At 35.3% G+C, this 22,335-nt stretch carries 16 protein-coding genes; 15 read left to right on the forward strand and 1 reads right to left on the reverse strand.

Annotated elements, in window-relative coordinates:
* Positions 1-12 precede the first annotated feature (12 nt).
* The 8 genes from ACK4M9_RS17935 to ACK4M9_RS17970 all read left to right on the forward strand — a co-directional run bounded on the left by ACK4M9_RS17935 (position 13) and on the right by ACK4M9_RS17970 (position 9,468).
* Positions 13-855 (forward strand): carbohydrate ABC transporter permease, encoded by an 843-nt coding sequence (locus ACK4M9_RS17935; protein ID WP_409853589.1) that lies wholly within the window; start codon positions 13-15, stop codon positions 853-855.
* A gap of 4 nt (positions 856-859) precedes the next feature.
* Positions 860-1,528 carry a YesL family protein gene (locus ACK4M9_RS17940; RefSeq protein WP_409853592.1) on the forward strand — a complete coding sequence of 223 codons (669 nt, stop codon included), beginning with the start codon at positions 860-862 and terminating at the stop codon, positions 1,526-1,528.
* Positions 1,529-1,555: 27 nt separating this feature from the next.
* Complete coding sequence (locus ACK4M9_RS17945) at positions 1,556-3,334, forward strand: glycoside hydrolase family 2 protein (protein WP_409853595.1); 1,779 nt, start codon at positions 1,556-1,558, stop codon at positions 3,332-3,334.
* Between the two features lie 86 nt (positions 3,335-3,420).
* On the forward strand, positions 3,421-4,362 hold the full coding sequence (locus tag ACK4M9_RS17950) for a glycoside hydrolase family 43 protein (RefSeq protein ID WP_409853598.1): 942 nt from the start codon (positions 3,421-3,423) through the stop codon (positions 4,360-4,362).
* A gap of 213 nt (positions 4,363-4,575) precedes the next feature.
* Positions 4,576-5,739 (forward strand): galactokinase, encoded by a 1,164-nt coding sequence (locus ACK4M9_RS17955; protein ID WP_409853600.1) that lies wholly within the window; start codon positions 4,576-4,578, stop codon positions 5,737-5,739.
* A 50-nt stretch (positions 5,740-5,789) separates the two neighbouring features.
* On the forward strand, positions 5,790-6,782 hold the full coding sequence (galE, locus tag ACK4M9_RS17960; protein WP_409853603.1) for a UDP-glucose 4-epimerase GalE: 993 nt from the start codon (positions 5,790-5,792) through the stop codon (positions 6,780-6,782).
* 28 nt (positions 6,783-6,810) lie between these two features.
* The gene (gene galT / locus ACK4M9_RS17965; RefSeq protein WP_409853605.1) at positions 6,811-8,334 is read left to right on the forward strand and encodes a UDP-glucose--hexose-1-phosphate uridylyltransferase; all 1,524 of its coding nucleotides are present in this window, start codon (positions 6,811-6,813) and stop codon (positions 8,332-8,334) included.
* 84 nt (positions 8,335-8,418) lie between these two features.
* A complete protein-coding gene (locus tag ACK4M9_RS17970) occupies positions 8,419-9,468 on the forward strand; it encodes an aldose epimerase family protein (protein ID WP_409853608.1) in 1,050 nt (349 codons plus the stop codon).
* Positions 9,469-9,639: 171 nt separating this feature from the next.
* On the opposite strand, the gene ACK4M9_RS17975 is transcribed toward ACK4M9_RS17970, so the two are convergent.
* Complete coding sequence (locus tag ACK4M9_RS17975; protein ID WP_409853610.1) at positions 9,640-10,629, reverse strand: LacI family DNA-binding transcriptional regulator; 990 nt, start codon at positions 10,627-10,629, stop codon at positions 9,640-9,642.
* Between the two features lie 551 nt (positions 10,630-11,180).
* Here ACK4M9_RS17975 and ACK4M9_RS17980 point away from each other — a divergent pair.
* From ACK4M9_RS17980 to ACK4M9_RS18010, 7 genes are all read left to right on the forward strand, one after another.
* Positions 11,181-12,137, forward strand: a complete 957-nt coding sequence (locus ACK4M9_RS17980) for a carbohydrate kinase family protein (RefSeq protein ID WP_409853614.1) — start codon at positions 11,181-11,183, stop codon at positions 12,135-12,137.
* Between the two features lie 12 nt (positions 12,138-12,149).
* The gene (gtfA, locus tag ACK4M9_RS17985; protein ID WP_409853617.1) at positions 12,150-13,619 is read left to right on the forward strand and encodes a sucrose phosphorylase; all 1,470 of its coding nucleotides are present in this window, start codon (positions 12,150-12,152) and stop codon (positions 13,617-13,619) included.
* A 492-nt stretch (positions 13,620-14,111) separates the two neighbouring features.
* Positions 14,112-15,974 (forward strand): LTA synthase family protein, encoded by a 1,863-nt coding sequence (locus tag ACK4M9_RS17990; protein ID WP_409853620.1) that lies wholly within the window; start codon positions 14,112-14,114, stop codon positions 15,972-15,974.
* A 424-nt stretch (positions 15,975-16,398) separates the two neighbouring features.
* Positions 16,399-18,435 carry a methyl-accepting chemotaxis protein gene (locus ACK4M9_RS17995; RefSeq protein ID WP_409853623.1) on the forward strand — a complete coding sequence of 679 codons (2,037 nt, stop codon included), beginning with the start codon at positions 16,399-16,401 and terminating at the stop codon, positions 18,433-18,435.
* 260 nt (positions 18,436-18,695) lie between these two features.
* Positions 18,696-19,703 carry a LacI family DNA-binding transcriptional regulator gene (locus tag ACK4M9_RS18000; protein ID WP_409853626.1) on the forward strand — a complete coding sequence of 336 codons (1,008 nt, stop codon included), beginning with the start codon at positions 18,696-18,698 and terminating at the stop codon, positions 19,701-19,703.
* Between the two features lie 313 nt (positions 19,704-20,016).
* A complete protein-coding gene (locus ACK4M9_RS18005; protein WP_409853628.1) occupies positions 20,017-21,366 on the forward strand; it encodes an ABC transporter substrate-binding protein in 1,350 nt (449 codons plus the stop codon).
* A gap of 74 nt (positions 21,367-21,440) precedes the next feature.
* Entirely contained in the window at positions 21,441-22,325 is an 885-nt protein-coding gene (locus ACK4M9_RS18010) for a carbohydrate ABC transporter permease (protein ID WP_409853630.1), read from the forward strand.
* The last annotated feature ends 10 nt before the right edge of the window (positions 22,326-22,335 follow it).

The following is a 22,335-nucleotide window of genomic DNA, read 5'->3' on the forward strand; positions in this document are numbered from 1 at the left end:
GAGGTTATAAACATGAGCTTAAAAAGTGAACAAAAAATTGTTAAATGGTCGAGCTTTATTTTTCTATCAATCTTAGCCGTCGTTTGGATTACTCCTATGCTTTGGATTATATCAACTTCACTTAAACCTGAAAGTGAAGCGATTAGCCATCCGATTACATGGATCCCAAAAACATTTACATTACAAAACTATGAACATGTCATTATGAATTCAAGTGAGTCGCCAATCCTTAGGTGGTTTTTTAATAGTTTATTCATCGCAACAACATATACGACATTATTGTTAATTATTACGTCCCTAGCAGCTTTTGCTTATGCTAGATTGAAGTTCAAAGGTCGAGAAGTTATTTTTTGGACACTGATGTCAACGATGATGATCCCGACGGTTATGAACTTAGTACCTTTATATAGTTTGGTTAGCTTATTTGGTTGGATTGACACACCTTGGGCGATGATTTTTCCTGGTTTAGGCTCAGTAATGGGGATATTTCTGTTACGTCAATTTTATATTGGTATTCCTCCTGAATTAGAAGAAGCAGCTAGAATTGATGGAGCGAATACATTCCAAATTTTCTATAAAATCATTCTACCATTAGCAAAACCTGCTCTAGTCGTTGTTGGGTTATTCTCATTTATGGGTAATTGGAATGATTTCCTTTGGCCATTAATTGTTACAAATAGTACAGAAATGCGTACTTTACCAGCTGGTCTATCGATTTTACAAGGGAATTATAACATTCAATATGCAAAAATGATGACAGCAACTGTGTTATCTGCCATCCCAGTGATTATTCTATTTTTATTTACACAGCGATTTTTCGTTAAAGGAATTGCCTTATCAGGTTTAAAGGGATAATGCTATGAATAATGGATTGAAAGTAGCTTATCGGTCATTTTTTGACATGTATACAAACCTAGGAGCTGTGCTCTTCTTTTCAATCATATCGATAATTGGATCATTACCAATCATAACAATTGGCCCGATGGTTGCAGCTCTTTTCTATGTCATGAAATTAAAGCTAGCTGGAAAAAATATCGGATTTAAGGATTTTAAGTTTGGATTAATTAAATATGGAAAAAAGTCATCCTTGATATTTGTCATTTACTTATTTGTGATGGTTCCAGGGGTGTTCTATATGATTACTGTTAGTGCTATGAATTCCACAACTGGGCAAATTGTTGCTATAGCTATTTTTTCTATTCTACTATTATGGAATTTGCTTAATTTTTATCTCTATCCATTGTTAGTTGAACAGTTAGATTCAGATATTGGAACACTTTATTTAAGAAGCTATCGCTTAATTGTCGAGAACGCTATTTTTACATTAGTAATCATATTTAATTTACTTGTATTTACAGTTATTAGTATTCTTCTCCCAATCTTGCTATTTGTTTGGGCAGGATGGAGTGTAATCACAATTTATAATGGACTTTGCTATTTACTTTCAAAGTATGACGCCAAAAACTATCAATTTGATCTAGATGTTTCTTGGCGAGGTGCTTGGAATTGTTGGAGCGAAGTGAAATAGATACTATTTTTGGAGGTTTTATATAAGATGACAATACCACGCAGTGAATACCCTAGACCACAGTTTGTAAGAGATAGTTGGTTGAATTTAAATGGAACATGGGAATTTGAATTTGACGATGAGAATAAAGGGCTTGAGCAAAAATGGTATAAAAAAGATGCACCGTTCTCGCAAGAAATAACGGTTCCTTTTTCCTATCAAAGTGAGCTCAGCGGAATTGGAGATACTAGCTTTCATGATTTAGTTTGGTATAAAAAGACGTTTACAATTGATGAAAACTGGTCCAATAAAAGAGTTGTTCTTCACTTTGGAGCAGTTGATTATCGCACCTGGGTATGGGTAAATGGACAATTTGTCACATATCATGAAGGTGGCCACACACCATTTAAAGCAGAAATTACGACGGTTCTGCAACAAGGAGATAATGAGATTACAGTACGTGTTGAGGATCCATCGTTAGATTTAGATCAACCACGTGGAAAGCAATATTGGAAGGAAAAGTCGGAATCGATTTTTTACACTAGGACAACTGGAATTTGGCAAACGGTTTGGTTAGAAGCCGTTTCAAATACGTATCTTGAAAAAGTGAAGTTAACCCCTAATATTGATACAGATGAAATTCACATTGAGTATGTCGTGAATAATAGTAATCTTAACCAACAGTTGGAAATTGAGATTTCATTCAAAGGTGAGCAGGTTAAAAAGGAATTAGTTCAACTTATCCATCCTAAATCTTCTCGTAAAATCTTTTTAAATGATTTTAATTGTCATGGTCAAGGACGCTTATGGAGTCCGGAAAATCCAAACCTTTATGATATTACGTACCGTATCATTGAAAATAACCATGTTATTGATGAAGTAAATGGTTATTTCGGAATGAGAAAAATATCGATTGAAAATGGTAAAGTTTTTCTAAATAATTTCCCTTATTATATGAAGCTAGTACTCGATCAAGGATATTTTCCTAAAGGTATTTTAACACCACCTTCTGACGATGATATAAAAAGAGATGTTGAGTTAACAAAGGAGCTTGGGTTCAATGGAGCAAGAAAGCATCAGAAAATTGAAGATCCAAGATATCTTTATTGGACAGATCGCTTAGGCTTACTTGTGTGGGGTGAAATGGCAAATAGCTATACGTATACCGATGACGCTGTTCGTAGAATTACATCAGAATGGCAAGAAGCAATTGAGCGGGATTACAATCATCCATCTATTGTTGTATGGGTTCCATTAAACGAAAGCTGGGGAGTTCCGCGCCTTTTAGCTGATAAACGACAGCAAGATCATTCACTTGCTTTATACTACTTAACTAAATCACTGGATTCATCACGTCCGGTTATTTCAAATGACGGTTGGGAGCACACGAAATCAGATATTTGTACCATTCACGATTATGAACCAGATAAAGAAGAGCTTAAGAGAAGATATTCTTCAATTGAAAATGCTCTAGGCGAAACACCGGGTCACAGATTAATTTACACTCCTGGTCATGAGTATAACGGAGAGCCGATCCAGGTGTCTGAATTTGGAGGAATTGCCTATAAGAAAAGTGAGTGGGAAGGCTGGGGCTATTCAGGTGCTTCTTCTGACGATGATTTTATTGAACGTTATTATAAAGTAATCTCTGCCATGTTAGAATCTCCTCTTGTTCAAGGGTTTTGTTACACACAATTAACAGATGTTGAACAGGAAATTAATGGTTTATTGACGTATGATCGTAAGCCGAAGGTAGATCTAGAGGTAATCAGAAAGATCAATAATGGCGAAGATCACCGTTTAGTTAAGCAAAAACAAAACATCTAACATTAAAGGATGTCAATCAATTCTCGAATAGAGTTGATTAACATCCTTTTATAATCATTTCGTAGAAAAAAATGGGGGAATTTAAGTTGGCTGGAGTATTTTGTAATCCAATAATGGAGAGTGGAGCAGATCCTTGGGTGATCGAGCATGGTGGTTGCTATTATTACACACACACAACAGGAGATAATATTCAATTGTGGAAATCAAATTCGTTATCTCGAATTTCTGTAGGCGAACATAAGATAGTTTGGACACCACCTTTAACTGGACTATATAGTAAAAATATTTGGGCTCCAGAACTTCATTATCTTAATAACAGGTGGTATATCTACTTTGCAGCAGATGACGGTCAAAATGAAAACCACCGTATGTATGTTCTTGAGTCTGTCAGTGAAGATCCTATTGGAGAGTATATCTTTAAAGGTAAAGTAACTGATATAACTAACAAGTGGGCTATTGATGGAACGGTTCTCAAAACAAATGATCAATCACTTTATTTTATTTGGTCTGGATGGGAAGGGAACGAAAACATTGCACAGTATTTATATATCGCAAAAATGAGCAACCCGTTTACAATAAGCTCTGAAAGAGTAGAAATATCACGCCCGAAATATGATTGGGAAAAAGTCGGCACACCGGAAGTTAATGAAGGTCCTCAGGTTTTGGTGAAGAATAACAAAATATTTATTATTTATTCAGCTAGTGGTAGTTGGACAAATGATTATGCATTAGGGATGATTTCAGCAGAGGTCAATAGTGATTTGTTACATCCGAAAGCTTGGATGAAACATCCAAAACCTATATTTTCAAGAACAGCTGATGTCTTTGGACCAGGGCATGCATCATTTGTAAAATCTCCAAATAAAGAGGAAGATTGGATCGTGTATCATGCTGCTAAATATGAAAATAGTGGTTGGGAGCGAGATGTACGAATGCAGCCGTTTACGTGGAACGAAGATGGGACTCCTAATTTTAAAGAGCCTATATCACTAAACAAAGCGCAATTAGTACCAGGAGGAGAAAAGTAAAAAACAAAAAAAATTAAAATTTATTCATCGTTTTCTCTTGAACAGTCGTTGAAAAACGACTACAATAAACTTAGTTAATAAAATTAATTAATTAAGTTTTAGGTGGCTGTTCAAGAGATATTTTTGCGAATGCCCACAATCTAAAAAAAGTTTTAAAGATAATAATTTAATAAAATGATTAACCAATGATTTGTTTGAAGGGAGACTAGTAGTATGGTAGAAAATTTAAAAGACCAATTTAACTGTATTTTTGGAGGGGATGGAGATTTACAAACATTTTTTGCGCCAGGACGAGTCAATTTAATAGGTGAACATACAGATTATAACGGTGGACATGTATTTCCTTGTGCATTAAGTATTGGAACGTATATGGTCGTTAGAAAACGAACAGATGATATTGTTCAGATGCATTCGTTAAATTTTGAAGACCTAGGCGTAATTTGCTTCAATATAAATGAGCTTGAATTTGTTAAGGCGCATGACTGGGCGAATTATCCTAAAGGTGTTATGAAGATGTTTAACGAAGCCGGTTTAACAGTTACCTCTGGATTTGACGCTTTAATATACGGAAATATTCCTAATGGGTCAGGTCTTTCTTCTTCTGCCTCACTTGAGCTTGTGACATCGGTGATGCTGAAACATTTATTTGCTCTTAATGTATCAATGGTGGACATGGTCAAGTTAAGTCAAAAGGCTGAAAATGAATTTATCGGTGTTAGTTGTGGAATTATGGATCAGTTTGCAATTGGTATGGGTAAAAAAGATCATGCAGTTCTATTAGATTGTCAGACTTTAGAGTATACGTATAGTCCAGTGAAATTAGAGAACGCATCATTAATTATCGCAAACACGAATAAGCGTAGAGGTTTACTAGATTCAAAGTATAATGAGCGTCGTTTTGAGTGCGAGCGTGCTTTAGGCCAATTAAAAGAGAAAGTTGAAATTACATCATTAGGTGAATTAACGGTTGAACAATTTGAGGAACTAAAAAATACCATTACAAATGAGGTTGATCGTAAACGTGCTAAGCATGCCGTTTATGAAAATGCTCGTACAATTGAAGCTGTCGAACGCTTGCAAAAGGGTGATATCGCTGGTTTCGGTCAATTAATGAATCAATCGCATACCTCTTTAAGAGATGATTATGAAGTGACTGGATTTGAATTGGATGCACTTGTTGAAGGAGCTTGGTCACACCCTGGCGTCATTGGATCACGAATGACTGGGGCAGGTTTTGGTGGATGTACGATTAGCATTGTTGAAAACGATGAAGTAGACAATTTTATTGAAAACGTTGGTAAGATTTATAAAGATAAAACGAAGTTAACTGCAGATTTTTATGTTGTTCAAATCGGTGATGGTGCAAAGCAGTTTTAAGAAGATATCAATATCACAACCAATTATTAATTTACAAGGAGGAAATGGGAATGGCGATTTTAGTTTGTGGTGGTGCAGGTTATATTGGGAGTCATACAGTTTCAGAGTTGCTTGACCGTGGTGAAGAAGTAGTTGTAGTAGACAATTTGCAAAGTGGGCATAAAGCTGCTGTTTTAGGAAAAGCAACCTTATGTGTCGGTGATTTACGTGATGAGAAGTTTCTTGAAAATGTATTTCAGGAATATAAAATAGATGCAGTCATTCATTTCGCCGCTGATTCTCTAGTCGGTGAGAGTGTAACTGTTCCGCTAAAATATTATGAAAATAATATGTATGGGACACTATGTTTGTTAAAAGTAATGGAGAAATATGGTGTAAAGAAAATCGTCTTTTCTTCAACAGCGGCAACTTATGGTGAACCGAAAAACATTCCTATTTTAGAGACGGATCCAACAATTCCAACGAATCCTTATGGAGAAACAAAGTTAGCTGTAGAAAAAATGCTGAAGTGGGCAGATGAAGCTCATGGAATTAAATATGTTGTTTTACGTTATTTCAATGTGGCAGGGGCTCACGTGCACGGAATACTAGGCGAGGATCACTCTCCAGAGACACATTTAATTCCAATTGTTTTACAAGTTGCACTCGGGCAACGCGACGCTATTTCGATTTTTGGAGATGACTATGATACAGAAGATGGAACGTGTATTAGAGACTACATTCATGTTACGGATTTAGCAGATGCGCATATTCTTGCTTTAAATAAGTTAACTAAAGATCATACGAGTGCCATTTATAACTTAGGAAACGGAAATGGCTTTAGTGTTAAAGAGGTGATCGAGGTCGTACGGAAAGTGACAGGTCATCCAATCCCAGCAGTTGTTGCTCCGAGAAGAGCAGGTGATCCTGGGAAACTAGTTGCCTCATCAGAAAAAGCAATGATAGAATTAGGGTGGCGTCCACAATATGCAACCTTAGAGGCAATGGTACTAAGTGCCTGGGAGTGGTTTCAGAAAAATCCAACCGGTTACCCGAAACAATGAAACTAACTTTCGAAAGGACTGAGTAGCTATGTCAGTAAATATACACCTACAGCTCGAAAGGTTAATTCAATTTGCCATTGAAAGCCGGTTAATTAGTCAGTGGGATAAAGATTATTGTAAAAACTTAGTGTTAGATATTTTAAGTCTTAATGAAGCGGTAAGTATGGAAGTTGAATCCCAGAGACTCGAGTCACCAGTAGACATTCTCGAAGAAATTCTAGATTGGGCTGCAGATAATGGTCGAATACAGGAAAATACTATCACATATCGTGATTTATTGGACACGAAAATTATGAACTGTTTTGTTCCTAGGCCTTCAGAGGTTATTCGTGTATTTAGTGAGAAGTTTGAACAAGATCCTAAAAAAGCAACGGAGTATTTTTATCAATTATCAAAACAAAGTCACTATATTCGAACTGATCGGATTGCCAAAAACGAACATTGGTACAGCCCAACAGAATATGGCGATATTGAAATTACAATTAATCTTTCAAAGCCAGAAAAGGATCCTAAAGCAATTGCTGCAGCCAAGCATTTAAAAGCAAGCTCCTATCCTAAATGTTTACTTTGTAAGGAGAATGTCGGGTTTTCCGGGAGTCTGAACCATCCAGCAAGACAAAATTTACGAATTATACCGGTAACACTCGCAAATGAACAATGGTATTTACAATACTCTCCTTATGTTTACTATCATGAACATTCGATTTTATTTTCGGAAAATCATGTTCCAATGAAGATAGGAAAAATGACATTTTTGAGGTTACTAGAGTTTGTTGAGCAATATCCTCACTATTTCTTAGGTTCCAATGCTGATTTACCAATTGTTGGTGGTTCTATTTTAAGTCATGACCATTTCCAAGGCGGCTATCACGATTTTCCGATGGCGAAAGCAGAGATAGAGGAAACCTTTACTTTTTCCAAATATCCGAATGTTACAGCAGGTATTGTCAATTGGCCAATGTCAGTTCTACGCTTGCAAAGTGAGGATCGCCATAGTTTAGTCGATATAGCAGACGAAATTCTTGATGCTTGGAAACGATACTCGGATGTAGAAGTTGATGTAATTGCCTATTCTGGTGATACACCCCATAACACAATTACACCGATTGCGAGAAGACGAGGGGAGCTTTTCGAACTTGATTTAGTATTACGAAATAACCGTACAAATGAGGAGCATCCACTTGGAATTTTTCACCCGCATTCAGAGGTTCATCATATTAAAAAAGAAAACATTGGTTTAATTGAAGTGATGGGATTAGCGGTACTGCCTGGTAGATTAAAGGGTGAGCTCCACTTATTAGCTAATGCACTAGTAAAACAGGACTATATAACTGAAATCAACGAGACCGAAGCGATTACTAAGCATTTACAGTGGGCCCTTCTGCTCAAAGCAAAATATCAAGATTTAAATGACGGTAATGTGACTGAAATACTAAAGAGTGAAGTAGGAGCAATTTTTTCAACCATTCTTGAACACGCAGGTGTCTTTAAGCGAGATGAAAATGGAAAAAGAGCCTTCGTGAGATTTATTAAGGAAGGGTTAAATCTATAAAAAAAGTGAGTTAATACGACTGGCTATCCAAATAAAAAATGCTGCGGAGTCATTCATGGGAATTAGGAAGGGGAAACGGATACGATGGGAATTAAGAAAGAGGTATTTGCAGAGCTAAATGGACAAAAGGTTTATTCTTATACGCTAAGAAATCAACTAGGAATTGAAATGAAATGCATAGAGTATGGCTGTATCATCACAGACATTCTCATTCCTGATGCAAATGGAACAGTTGAAAATATCGTATTAGGCTTTAATACATTAGAAGAGTATCAAAAGTATTCACCATACTTTGGTGCTGTCTGTGGGCGAGTGGCTGGCAGAATTACAAGAGGTCAGTTTGAACTAGATGGTAAAACATATCAGCTACCAGTTAATGATGGGAATAACCATTTACATGGTGGAGTGGCAGGCTTTGATAAGGTTGTTTGGAATTCAACCGCAATCGAAACAGCTGATGGATTATCGGTCGTTTTTACACGCTTAAGTCCGAATGGTGAAGAGGGTTATCCTGGAAATGTTGAAATGAAAGTAACTTATACAATAACAAACGATAGTGCCTTCAGCATTAAATACGAAGCAGAGACAGATGAAACAACATTATTGAATGTTACGAACCATACGTATTTTAACTTAAGTGGAGATGCCAAACGTGATATTTTAAATCACAGCTTGCAGCTTAAGAGTAATCAATTTGTTGAACTTAATGCAGAATTAGTCCCTACTGGTGAACAATTATCGGTTGAGGGTACACCGTTTGACTTTCGTACAGGTAGAAAGATAATCGATGGTGCCACTAGTGCACATCCGCAAAATCAATTAGCAGGTGAAGGATATGATCATCCATTTCTATTGAGTGAAAATAAGCAAAATGAGATCATTCTTTCAGATGAAGAAAGTGGCCGCAGCCTCGTTATCGAGACTGATCAACCTTGTGTTGTTCTATACACGGGAACACAGCTGCAAGATGACTACAAAATAGGTGATGTACAATCAAGAAAATATCTTGGTTTATGCTTAGAAACACAAGGAGTCCCTGATGCAATTAATCATCCTCATTTCCCATCTGTCGTTTTAAAAAAGGGTCAAAAATATTTCTCTGAAACGAAGTATTCGTTTCGAGTAAATGCTTGATTTTATCATTTATGTCGCTGGATTTTCTCGAACGAGCCTCTAAAATTCGATAGAGTTTTACAGCCAAGAGAGAGAGGAAATCCAGCAAGTTTTAATTAAAGATGGTGGCTGCATGCTTTTGGCAGCCATTTCGGTTTTCTGTGGAAAAACTTTCGGTCGAGTTCTATCGTTTTACGTTGTTTGTCCTTTCATTAATTCAACGTCTACAACAGTATTGTTAATGGTGTCTTGGTCCTTATTTTCAATCATATCAATAATCGTAGAACTCAAAACTTTGCCCAATCGTTTTATTGGTTGAGCGATTGTTGTTAATTGTGGTGTTTTTAGCATTCTTGTAAAACTGTGAAAGTCATACCCGATGATTTTAAGTTGTTCAGGAACTTTAATCCCATTTTCCGTAGCGTAAAGATACAAGGCGTAAGCGACAATATCATTACTACAAAATACCCCATCGAAATTGCTAAGAGACCCAGCTACCTCATTTTCAATAAAATCAGTGAAATATTCAAATGTTAAATTGCTATTTAAACCCTCAATAATTGTATAAGGTAAATTGTGCTTTAAACATATAAGTTTAAACGCATCTGCGCGCCTATTGGCTAACAAATCAAGGTTCAATGGACCAGAGATGTGCAATAACCGTTTACATCCTGCCGCGATTAAGTGTTCTGTTGCTATTTCCCCACCACGAAAATTATCTGATGCAACATAAGGAAATTGATTAGAAATAATTCGATCAAATGTAACAATTGGTAGATGTAGTTTTTTATATGCTTCGACATCTAATGTGTGACTACACATGATAATTCCATCAACTCTATTTTCACTTAACATACTAATATAATTTGCTTCTTTTTCTGACTGATCTAAAGAGTTACAAATAAGAATTTTATACTGTTTTTCGGTTGCAGACATCTCTACATGTTTAATCAATTCCGAGAAAAAAGGATGATTTAAATCAGGGACAATCATACCTAATATATGTGACTGACTTTTTTGAAGAGCTCTAGCAATTTGATTTGGAGAATAATTCAATTCGGCCATTGCCTCTTCAACTTTTCTTCGTGTTTCTTTACTAATATAACCTCGACTATTTAACACACGTGAAACTGTTGTAACAGAAACCCCCGCTCGGATCGCAACGTTTTTTATGTTTGCCATTAGTAGGTCTCCTTTCATTATAAAAAAATCTCTCGAAACAGAATGATGGAAGTATCCATAAAAACAATCAGAATGATTGAGTAAGAATAATGAATTTCATAATTCATTATTTTCGCTATTAAGTTCTATATGTAGTTACGTAAAAACCTTCGCAACTACAAATTTTTTGATATAGCTTGATTAAGGTAATTATGAAATTCACTCAGATAAAAAAATTATACATTTAGTTTTTACGGTTGGTAAGTCATTCTATGAAAATGAGTAAACTCACAATAATATTGTGGTAACATTACCATACTCAGTGACAAAAATCAAAAATACTACGAAAGGGTGAATTTTTATTGTTTTTAAAGGATTTTTAGTTATATTGTTAAGTTGGATATCGGATTTTCAGTTTATTATTTTTGATTTTTTTATGAATTAGTATGAAAACGTTTGACATAAAAAAATCTGATGTAATATACTATTGTTAATTATTCAAGTTTCAATGGATGTCTGGTGTACGACCTGGATAACTTATACATAAATAAAAGAAAGTCTGGAGGTTTGAGATGCTAAAATTAGATGGAAAAATAGATCTTCAAAATAAAAGTAACGATATTATCACAGTCGGAGAACTTCTTATCGACATGATATCAACAGATTATGTTGAAAATTTCGAATGTGATACGTATAGAAAATTCTTTGGGGGATCACCTGCGAACATTGCTATGAATGTTAAGAAACTAGGGATCTCTTCTCTTGTAGCCTCTGCTGTTGGCAATGATGGATTAGGAAAGTTTTTACTTGAGCATTTACATGGAGCTAATATTAATACACGTTGCGTTCAAGAGGTCGACTATGCCACAAGTATGGTATTAGTTACTAAGAGTAAAAATAGTCCTATACCAATCTTTTATAGAGAAGCAGACTATCATTTAGCCTACACTGCAGAACTTGAAGAGGCGCTAATCAATTCTAAAATTGCTCATTTTTCTTGTTGGCCAATATCAAGGATGCCAGTCCGTGACACGATAGAGAAGGTTTTAAAAGTAGCACGAGAAAACAATCTGTTAATTTGCTTTGATCCAAATTATCATCCGATGATTTGGCAAAAAGGGGAAGCTGGCATCGAATATGTAAAATCTATCATTAGCAAGATTGATATTGTGAAGCCTTCTGAGGATGATGCCGAAAGATTGTTTGGGAAAGATAGTCACCAAAATCAAATCGAAAAGTTTTTAAAGCTTGGGGCAAATCTGGTCATCATGACGTTAGGTAAGGATGGAGCGATTGTTTCTGATGGAACAGAGACGATTACATGTAATACTTTAGCAACAGAGGTAGTTGACACGACGGGAGCTGGTGATGCTTTTTGGTCAGGGTTTTATGCGGCAGTAGTTAAAGGTTATACAATTCGAGAAGCGCTAAACTTTGGTTTTGCCGTCAGTGCCTACAAGTTAAAATTTACAGGCGCAGTCGTAGACTTACCAAAGCTTGAAGTGATAAAAGAAGTTTATGGAATTTAGGAGGTTTATAAAATGGCAGTAAAAAATCAGGTACAACTTATCACCTATCCGGATTCAATGGGTGGAGATTTGAAGAGTCTTAATCACGTTCTTTTAAACTATTTTCCAGAAATTTTTAAAGGCGGAGTTCATATCCTGCCACCATTTCCTTCATCTGGAGACCGAGGCTTTGCTCCATTAACCTATTTAGAAATTGAACCTAAATTTGGTGATTGGGATGATATAAAAGCAATTGGTGAAAACTTCGATGTATTGTTAGATTTAATGGTTAACCATATTTCGAGGAAGTCTAAGTATTTTCAAGATTTTCTAGAAAAAGGACGAAAATCTGAATATGCTGATCTGTTTATTACCTTAGATAAAATCTGGGAAGATGGAAATCCTGTTCAAGAAGATATTGATAAGATGTTCTTACGGAGAACTTTACCATATTCAACTTTTACGATCGAGGAAACTGGTGAGCAAGAAAAGGTATGGACGACATTTGGAAAAACCGATCCTAGTGAGCAAATTGACTTTGATATTAAATCAGAGAAGGTAAAGCAGCTTTTCACTGATTTTTTTATGAACTTCAAGGAACAAAATGTAAAGATTGTAAGACTTGATGCTGTAGGATATGTGATTAAAAAGCTTGGAACTAGCTGCTTTTTCGTAGAACCTGAAATATATAAGTTTCTTGATTGGATTAAGGAATTGGCGGATTCTTTAGAAATTGAATTGCTTCCTGAAGTTCATTCACATTATTCTATCCAATACAAGCTAGCAGACTATGGCTGCTGGATCTATGATTTTATTTTGCCTTATCGAATCCTTGATACATTAGTAAATAAAACGAGCGCTGATCTTTGTGAGTATTTGAAAAACCGTCCGGAAAAGCAGTTTACAATGCTTGACTGTCATGATGGCATTCCTGTTAAGCCAGATATGGATGACTTAATCGATACGAAAGAGGCAAAAAAAATAGTTGATGTTTGTTTAGATAGAGGTTCGAATCTTAGTCTAATTCTTTCAGAAGAGCATAAGGCAGAGGATGGTTTTGATGTTCATCAGATTAGATGTACCTACTATTCTGTGCTCAATTGCGACGATGATGCCTACCTAGCAGCAAGAGCAATCCAGTTTTTTGCACCAGGAGTTCCTCAGGTGTATTATGTAGGACTACTTGCAGGAGAGAATGACGAAGAGAATATTAAGGCCACTGGTGATGGACGAGAAATTAACCGTCACAACTATACGCTAGAAGAAATTGAACAATCGCTAGAAAAAGATGTAGTACAAAGACTCCTTAAGCTTATTAAGTTTAGAAACGAGTACGATGCCTTTAATGGACAGTTTACAGTTCTAGATTCAGCTAACGATGAAGTAAGACTTTCTTGGAAAAACGATGATAACTCATGTACATTATTTATCGACCTTAAAACGAATAAGACTGTCATCGACTATATTGATCAGAATGGTAAAGAAGTTAGTTATTTTGTCTAAAAAATGAGAGTTTCATCTAAAAAACAAGGGAACCTGCTAGGGGTACTCCCTTGTTTTTTTGAATGGATAACAGTGGTAAAGGACATTTTTGGAACAGCCTTTTTCTGTGAAATATTTTCGGTTGAGTTCTTGAACGAGCTTCTTATACAGGAAGAGGATAACAGCGAAGCAAAAGAAGTCGACCGATATTTTCATTCAGGCTTGGAATCGAAAAATCATAAATATTTTTTTTGTAGATTTAATTAAAAGTTATTGAAAGTCGTGCTGATATAAAGTTTAGTGTAAACAAATTTTAAAAGTAATGGATTTATTTTACAGTATGAACTATAATAATATTACTATATTGTTACAAGATGTTAATAGTGTTACAATATAATCTTATTTTAGATTGTTGTACATTAAATGCCAAGTGGGGGGCCAACTATTAGGTTCCTCTATTTCTTGTCAACATAAGAATACTATTACTGTTTAATATGTAAAGGAGAAGGAACTATGTTTTATACTAAACTGAAAGATTTATTTGCAAGATATAAGTTTATGGGAGTAGCTATCCTTTTTTTATGGATAAAAACCTACTTGCTTTATAAACTAGGGTTTAAAATTTCTACGGATGGACTATTGCAGGAATTTTTGTTATTCATTAACCCACTCAGCTCAGCTGTTTTTATACTAGGATTGAGCTTGTTTTTTAAAGGGAAACTAAGAGATATCATGGTAATTATTTTAAGCATGGTGGCGACGTTCATACTCTATGCTAATCTATTATACTATCGCTTTTTTTCAGATTTCATAACTTGGCCATTGTTGTTTCAAACGAGTAATGCCAAAGATTTGCAGGGCAGTGTCTTTGAATTAGGAAGTTTCTTCGATATTATACTACTAGTAGATATTGCTATTCTTATTAGTATTTTAGTAAAATCCAAGAAACCTAGCCTAGTTTTTGTAAGATTTGAAAAGAGTTTTATGTTTGCTTTGGCGGCGGTACTATTTTTCGTGAATTTAACGATTGCCCAAATAGAACGTCCGCAATTATTAACACGTTCATTCGATCGTGAGATGTTAGTCAAATATATTGGTACGTTTAATTATCACGTTTATGATGGATATCTCCAAACGAAATCGAAAACACAGCGTGCGTTCGCTAGTAGTTCGGATATTGTCGAAGTTAGAAACTATACGAGATCTAAATATAAAAAACCAGATGAAAGCTTATTTGGCTTAGCAAAAGATAAAAATATCATTGTTTTGTCTTTGGAATCTCTACAAAGTTTTGTCATTAATAAAGAAGTCGATGGTGAAGAAATTACACCTTTCTTAAATAAACTAATTGATGAAAGTTATTATTTTCAGAACTTTTACCACCAAACAGCTCAAGGAAAGACGTCAGACTCTGAATTTCTAGTCGCTAATTCCTTATTCGGTAAGGATAGTGGTGCTGTATTTTTTACTCATTCAGGAAATGAATATAACGCGCTACCGAAGATATTGAAAAATCAAGGTTACTATGCGTCTGTTATGCATGCCAATAATAAAAGCTTCTGGAACCGTGATGTTATTTATAACTCATTTGGTTACGATCGTTTTTATGATATTGAATCCTACGATGTCAATGAAGAGAATTCGATTGGGTGGGGATTAAAAGACGCCGACTTTTTCGAGCAATCGATTGCTCATTTAAAGTCTCAGCCACAACCTTTTTACACAAAGTTGATTACTTTGACAAATCATTTCCCATTTGAACTATCTGAAGAAGACCAATTCATTAATCAGTTGCAAACAAATAGCCGCACGTTGAATCGCTATGTAACGACAGTTCGCTATATGGACTATGCATTGGAATTGTTTTTTGACCAATTAAAAGCAGAAGGGTTATATGATAACTCTATATTCATCCTATATGGGGACCATTATGGGATCTCTGAATTGCACAATCGGTCAATGGCGATGTTTTTAGAAAAAGAAGAAATTACTCCTTTCGATACAGTTCAATTACAACGGGTGCCAATGTATATTCATATACCTGGCCACGATAATCATCAAGTACTAAAAACCGTTAGTGGACAAATTGACGTTAAGCCGACAATTATGCATTTGGTAGGAATTAAAGATAGATATGACATCCAATTCGGTTCCGACTTATTCTCGCCTGACCGTCATTCTTTTGTGTTACTTCGAGATGGCAGCTTTATCACAGACACTCTCGTTTATACGAAAGAAACGTGTTATCAAAAAAGTACAGGTTTAGAAGTGGAGAAAACACATTGCGAACCGTATTTCGAAAAAGTTAGATTAGATTTACACTACTCGGACAAAATGATATATCGAGACTTGTTACGCTTTGATAACGAAGATTAGAAAGAAATAAACAGTTCGTTTAATTTCAAATGAGGTTGTCCCGTAAGTGACAGCTCACCTAGGTTAGGCACGAGACTAGTATTGTTTAACTTTACATCTCGTGCCTAAGGTGACTGTTACTTAGCTTTGGGGGCAACCTCATTTTTAAACTTAACATACACGGAACCTTCATAACATTCTTCAATTAAACAGTCTCTTCTAAGTGAAAAATAGTCACAACTGCACAACACTCCCTTTAATTTTACAAAAACAGCATTGACATCGAAGATTAATATAATTAAACTATATCCGAAAGCGCTTTCGTTATTTATTACATACATTTATTTTTTAGAATAGTATCAAAGGTTATTAGGAAGGGGTTTATTCACTACAAAACCGAAAGCGCTTTGGGTACTTTGTTAATCACATTTTTATGGAGGTTAAAATGTTTAAATTCTCTCTAAAGGCAAAAATGACATTATTCTTTCTTCTTTCGTTATTTCTCTCATTATCTATTGTGTCTGGAACGCTTATGCATCGTAGTTATAATTATACAAATCATGTAATGCTTGATCGAGTTGACGAGAATTATTTAATATTTGACACGATTATGAAACAAGAAAATTTAAGATTAGCAGCATTAGTTGAGACAGTAGCCGCATCAAATTATCTCCAAGAAAGCCTTTCAGCGCAAGGAGTTCAAGACATCCAAGAATTAATTAAAGAGCAATCCTATCAGTATCACCTTAATTTTGCTTCGAATTTTAAAACCAATATTTTCGCCATTTACTCACCTGATATGAAAACAATCTACTATATAAATAATACTAGTCGTCAGTTAAATGGAGATCCATTTTTAAGTAAAGCATTGGAAACCGGAAAGCGTTTGGAGCAGCAATCTGTGAACCGACATGGAATGGAATTAAGATCAATTGGTCCAATTTATAACGCTGATAAACAACTAGTCGGCTTTGTAGAAATAGCGAAATACTTTGATAATGCTTTTTTTGATCATCTTGTTCATGCCACGGGGACCGAAGTATCTATTTTTAACGAGCGTGAGAGTGTAGTTTCGACGATCTTCGATTTAGACGAGGACATCCCTAACACTCCAGAGGTTCGTCTCGTTGGTGTGGAGTTAGAGGATAAAGGCATTTTAGATGCTGTTTTTGTTGAAGGGGAACCCATAGTATCACATTTAAAACTAAAAAATGGCAAAGTTATCCAAGGGGGTTATTTTCCGATCAAGTTAGTGAATGGTGATGTTGCAGGTGTATTATTTGTAGGTTTCCCAATTGATAAGTTTAAACAACAACAGTCAGAAGATGTATTTGTTACATCGATTATTTTCGTTATTTTGCTTGTTTTAGTAGGTAGTATTACAATGATCTATCTTCATGTAAAATTAAATCCAATTAAAAAGTTATCTTCGATAGTTTCCGATTTCTCTAAATATGATTATCAGTCGTTAGTAGATAAAAAGTATTTAAAGAAAAATGACGAAATTGGTGATATTTCAAAAAGTTTAGCGGTTATGCATGATAATACAAAGAGCTTAATCGAAGTAATTCAAGGCTCATCGGCTAATTTAAACAGTTCTGCTGATGGTGTATTTACGTTGGCTGAGAGCAACCTGTCTTCAATAGAGGAAATTACGATCCTCGTGGAAGAAATTAATAAAAGTGTGGAATTGGAGCATATTAATTTACTGGAAAGTTCAACAGCGTTAGAAGAGGTTGCAGGCGGCGTCAGTGGGATAGTCAATAGTGTAAACGTCTTTGCAGAAGAAATTCAAAAGGTGAATGAACAGACTTTTTCCGGTACTCAATTAATTAAAAATAGTGTAGAGAAATTTGATGAAATTACGCTTAACTCGTCTCAAATTAAATTAGATGTGTCAGAATTAGTGTCTTCTCTAACTGATATAAGCAGATTTGTAACGATCATCAAGGAAATAGCTGATCAAACAAATTTATTATCTTTAAATGCAAGCATTGAAGCAGCTCGTGCGGGTGTTCATGGTAGGGGGTTCGCTGTTGTTGCAAAGGAAATTAGAGATCTTGCCGCCCAAAGTGGAAAAGCGTCGGAGGATATTAATCATATCGTTGCTGATATCAGTGAAAGTTCAAAGCGATCAGTAGACTCACTTAACAGAAATGAAATAGGCATTACAGAAGGTGTTAACGTAATTTCAAAAATTGTTTCGTCATTTGAAACGATTGAACAATCAGTAAGAGAACTATCAGGCCAAGCTGATATTTTGTCAGCTACATCAGAAGAAATATCTGCTACTATTGAAGAAGTAAATTCATCTGTCATAGATATTGAAAACCTTTCCCAAAAAAATAGGGATGCAGTCGCTTTGATTGCTGGAAACCTAAATATCCAAAAGGAAAGTACCGAAAAATTAGTTATATCGTCCAAAGGGCTAACGAAATTATCAGACAGTTTGTCCGAGAAAATAGATCTGTTTAAATTGTAAGTATTTCTTTCAAAACAGGCAGGGGAAGGGCATTTCAACCGAAAATTTAGATGACAGACGACTTCTTTTAGCCACTCTGTTATATCCCGTAAAAAGCTTGTTCAAAAGTGGCGCAATTGACATAAAAACATAAGATTTCTTATTCTAGTGCTGAGTCGTTTAAAAAAGTTCACAATTATATTTGCTAGCATACTTGACTTTTGATAGCTTCAATAATATTATTATATCGAAAGCGCTTTCGGTTTATGGAGGAATGACGAGTGGCTACAATATATGATATAGCAAAAAAAACAGGCTTTTCTATTACAACTGTTTCTAGAGCATTAAATAATTACCCAGATGTAAGCGCTAAGACAAAAAAGTTAATCTTAGACGCAGTAGAAGAGATGGATTATTATCCAAACTCGATCGCTCGCTCTTTAACGACAAAAAAGTCTTGGACTTTAGGGGTTATCTTTATTGAAGATTTAGGTGTAGGTATTAAGCATCCCTTTTTCAGTGCAGTAATTCAAAGTTTTAAACAACGAGTGGAAAGTTTCGGATATGACATTATCTTTTTAAGTCAAAACGTTGGCTCAGAAAAAAAGAGTTACTTAGATCATGCGCTACATCGCGGAGTTGATGGTATTATTGTTGTTTGTTCAAATTATGATAATCCAGAAGTTCAAAACTTAATGGAATCTAATATTCCAAGTGTAGTCATTGACTTGCATAGTAATAAGTCAAGTGTTGTATACAGTGATAGTTTTTCTGGTAGTGAAATCGCAATCAATCATCTCTATTCTCTTGGTCATCGTAAGATCGCTCATATTAGCGGTCACACCAAAACATTTGCTGGAACTGAGAGGTTAAGAGGATTTGTAGAAGCAGTTGATAAGCTTAATCTAAATATTCCATCATCGTATATCGTTGAAGGAGGATTTTTCTCCTATGAAGATGGTTACGATGCAATGAAAGTTTTACTAGAGTTGAAAGACAGACCTACTGCCGTTTTTGTGGCTGGTGATTTGATGGCTCTTGGTGCAATAAGTGCAATTAAAGAAGTTGGACTAAATGTACCAGATGATATTTCGATAGTCGGTTTTGATGATATTGAGATAGCTAAATACACAACGCCAAAACTAACAACAGTTAGACAAGATACTGACTTAATAGGTGAAAATGCAGCCAAAGTATTGTTAAATCAGATTAATGATAACAATAAAGTATATTCGGCTGTAACAGTTCCAGTTGAGTTAATCAATAGAGAATCAACGAAGGAAATTTAGTTGGATAGAGGGATACTTAAGAGTGTATCTCTTTATCCGAAAGCGCTTTGGCAAATTACTCAAATAGGCTCCAAGCGAGTTAATGGAGAGTGGGTTTCAAAGTAAAAAACGGTTGATTTTAACTGTTTTCGAAAGCGCTTTGGATAGCTGATATTTAACTAAGTTTCAAATGCGTCTTAGGTAGATGGTTTTAAAATTTAATATCAATTTTAAAACTATTTTCGAAAGCGCTTTGGATATAAGGTTTTTTCTTTCACGGATAGTAGTGAAAAAGAAACCAACACTAAAAAAAATGAAGTGGGGGAAAGAAAAAATGAAAAAAGTACTTATGTTTTTATTAGTAGCTGTATTGAGTTTCAGTCTTATCGCTTGTAGTAATTCGGATGATACTGTTTCCAACGGAAATGGTGAAGAGAAAAAATCTGGTTCTAAAGAAAAACTTACTGTATGGTCATTTACAGATGAGCTTCAAGAGCCAATTGATGTGTTTATGGAAAGGCATGATGTTGACATTGAGTTAACAATCATTCCGATTGCTGACTATCCAACACGTTTAAGGCCTGTTCTTGAAAGCGGTTCAGGCGCACCTGATATTTTCACTGGTGAATTAGCTTTCATTAAAGATTGGGTTGAACAAGGATACTGGGAAAATCTTTCTCAAGCACCTTACAATGTAGAAGAGTTAAAAGGTGACTTTGTTGATTATGTTTTTGATTTAGGTAGAGGATCTGACGGTAATATTAAAGCGTTGTCATGGCAAACAACACCAGGTGGTATTTTCTATAGAAGAAGTATCGCACAAGAAGTTTTAGGCACTGATGATCCTCAAGTTATTGGTGAAAAGTTCAGTACAATGGATGGATTATTTAAAGTTGGTGAAGAACTAAAAGCACAAGGATATCGTTTATTCCCAGATGAGGGAGCTGTTCGTTGGTTTGCTCAAGGGAATAATCCACAAGCATGGGTAAATGAAAATGACGAACTAATAATGTCAGAAGGACGTATAAATCATTTTGATTATGCTAAAGAATTACGTGAAAAAGATTTAACTGCGTTTGCACCAGAATGGTCTCCAGCATGGTTTGCTGCAATGGACGGTGCGATTAACTATAACGCAGGTTGGGATGCAGTAGATGAAAACGCTTCAAATGAAGTGGAAGTATTTGCTTATGCTTTACCAACTTGGGGGCTTCACAGTGTTCTTAAGATGAATACAGAAGAAACTTTCGGAGATTGGGCAGTTACAAACGGTCCAAATCCATACTTCTGGGGTGGTACATGGTTAGGAATTTATAGTGGTTCGAAAAATAAAGACTTAGCTTGGGAATTCGTGAAAATGATGACTCATGATGAAGCGTTCTTAACTGATTGGGCTTTAGAAAGTGGAGACGTATTATCATATCTACCTGTTACAGAGAAGATTAAAGGTGACTTTAGTGAAGAGTTCCTTGGTGGACAAAATAACTACACTTACTTCTTAGAGCAAGCAGAAAGTATTAATCCAGGTCTTGTTACAAGATACGATCAACAAATTGATACTTTATTTGGAGATATGGTTTCAGAGTATGTAGAAGGTGTAAAAACAAAAGAGGAAGCAATTCAAGAATTCTATAACTTAGTAAGAAACGCTTACCCACATATTAAAACACCAGATCAACAATAACAAAACAATGAAAGGGGATAGAGCTTCTTGCTATCCCCTTTTATATAACAAGATCGGAGAAGGAAGGCGCTGTTATGAAAAATAAAAACTACTATGGATATCTGTTTATTTTACCTTTCTTTATCGTCTTTGCTACGTTTAGCATATATCCTATTTTACTAACGTTTTATTATAGTTTTACAAATTATTCAGGGATGGGATCTCCAGATTTCATTGGTCTAGCGAACTATAAAAGATTGATTACAGATACCTATTTTCTTCAGGCGTTTATTAATACTTGGTATATTTGGGGGATTAACTTTTTCTTCCAATTAGGAATTGCTCTTGGGTTAGCTGTTTTATTTTCAGATATTCGCTTTAAAATGAAAGGTTTAGGTTTCTTTAGAGCGATGTTTTATTTACCAAATTTAATTACAATTGCCTCTGTGGCTTTATTATTCGGTATTTTATTAGGATGGCACCATGGTACACTTAATCACTTGTTATTGGACCTAGGACTGATTTCTAAACCGATCAACTGGTTGAATAGTCCAACTACAGCCCGTTGGTCAGTTGCTTTAATTGGGGCTTGGATGTGGTTTGGTCATACATTTATCGTCTTAATGGCTGGTATTTCAGGAATTTCTCATGATTATTATGAGTCAGCGCTTATTGATGGTGCGAATCGTTTTCAGACTTTTATCAATATCACGATCCCATTATTAAAGCCAATTCTACTATATGTACTAATTACATCGCTTATCGGTGGATTACAAATTTTTGACTTGCCTATGTTACTTACTAATGGGTTAGGGGCTCCGCAAGGGTCATTAAACACAATGGTATTGTATTTGTACAATCAAGCATTCCGCTTTAATAATTACGGCTATGCTGCAGCGGTAGCATATGGACTATTTTTAATTACAGTCGTATTTTCATTTATTACGTTTAAAGCAATGTATCGCAAAAGTGTGAACTAGGGGTGAACAA

Origin of the sequence: Anaerobacillus sp. (assembly GCF_046314235.1) — a bacterium.
In the GTDB taxonomy this organism is placed as follows: Bacteria; Bacillota; Bacilli; order Bacillales; family Anaerobacillaceae; genus Anaerobacillus.

Bases quoted from the DNA above. Each gene is read 5' to 3' on its own strand.
- ACK4M9_RS18010 (WP_409853630.1), top strand. From the start codon at position 21,441: ATGAAAAATAAAAACTACTATGGATATCTGTTTATTTTACCTTTCTTT.
- galE (WP_409853603.1), top strand. From the start codon at position 5,790: ATGGCGATTTTAGTTTGTGGTGGTGCAGGTTATATTGGGAGTCATACA.
- gtfA (WP_409853617.1), top strand. From the start codon at position 12,150: ATGGCAGTAAAAAATCAGGTACAACTTATCACCTATCCGGATTCAATG.
- ACK4M9_RS17990 (WP_409853620.1), top strand. From the start codon at position 14,112: ATGTTTTATACTAAACTGAAAGATTTATTTGCAAGATATAAGTTTATG.
- ACK4M9_RS17945 (WP_409853595.1), top strand. From the start codon at position 1,556: ATGACAATACCACGCAGTGAATACCCTAGACCACAGTTTGTAAGAGAT.
- ACK4M9_RS17940 (WP_409853592.1), top strand. From the start codon at position 860: ATGAATAATGGATTGAAAGTAGCTTATCGGTCATTTTTTGACATGTAT.
- galT (WP_409853605.1), top strand. From the start codon at position 6,811: ATGTCAGTAAATATACACCTACAGCTCGAAAGGTTAATTCAATTTGCC.
- ACK4M9_RS17975 (WP_409853610.1), bottom strand. From the start codon at position 10,629: ATGGCAAACATAAAAAACGTTGCGATCCGAGCGGGGGTTTCTGTTACA.
- ACK4M9_RS17995 (WP_409853623.1), top strand. From the start codon at position 16,399: ATGTTTAAATTCTCTCTAAAGGCAAAAATGACATTATTCTTTCTTCTT.
- ACK4M9_RS17970 (WP_409853608.1), top strand. From the start codon at position 8,419: ATGGGAATTAAGAAAGAGGTATTTGCAGAGCTAAATGGACAAAAGGTT.
- ACK4M9_RS17935 (WP_409853589.1), top strand. From the start codon at position 13: ATGAGCTTAAAAAGTGAACAAAAAATTGTTAAATGGTCGAGCTTTATT.
- ACK4M9_RS18005 (WP_409853628.1), top strand. From the start codon at position 20,017: ATGAAAAAAGTACTTATGTTTTTATTAGTAGCTGTATTGAGTTTCAGT.
- ACK4M9_RS17980 (WP_409853614.1), top strand. From the start codon at position 11,181: ATGCTAAAATTAGATGGAAAAATAGATCTTCAAAATAAAAGTAACGAT.
- ACK4M9_RS17955 (WP_409853600.1), top strand. From the start codon at position 4,576: ATGGTAGAAAATTTAAAAGACCAATTTAACTGTATTTTTGGAGGGGAT.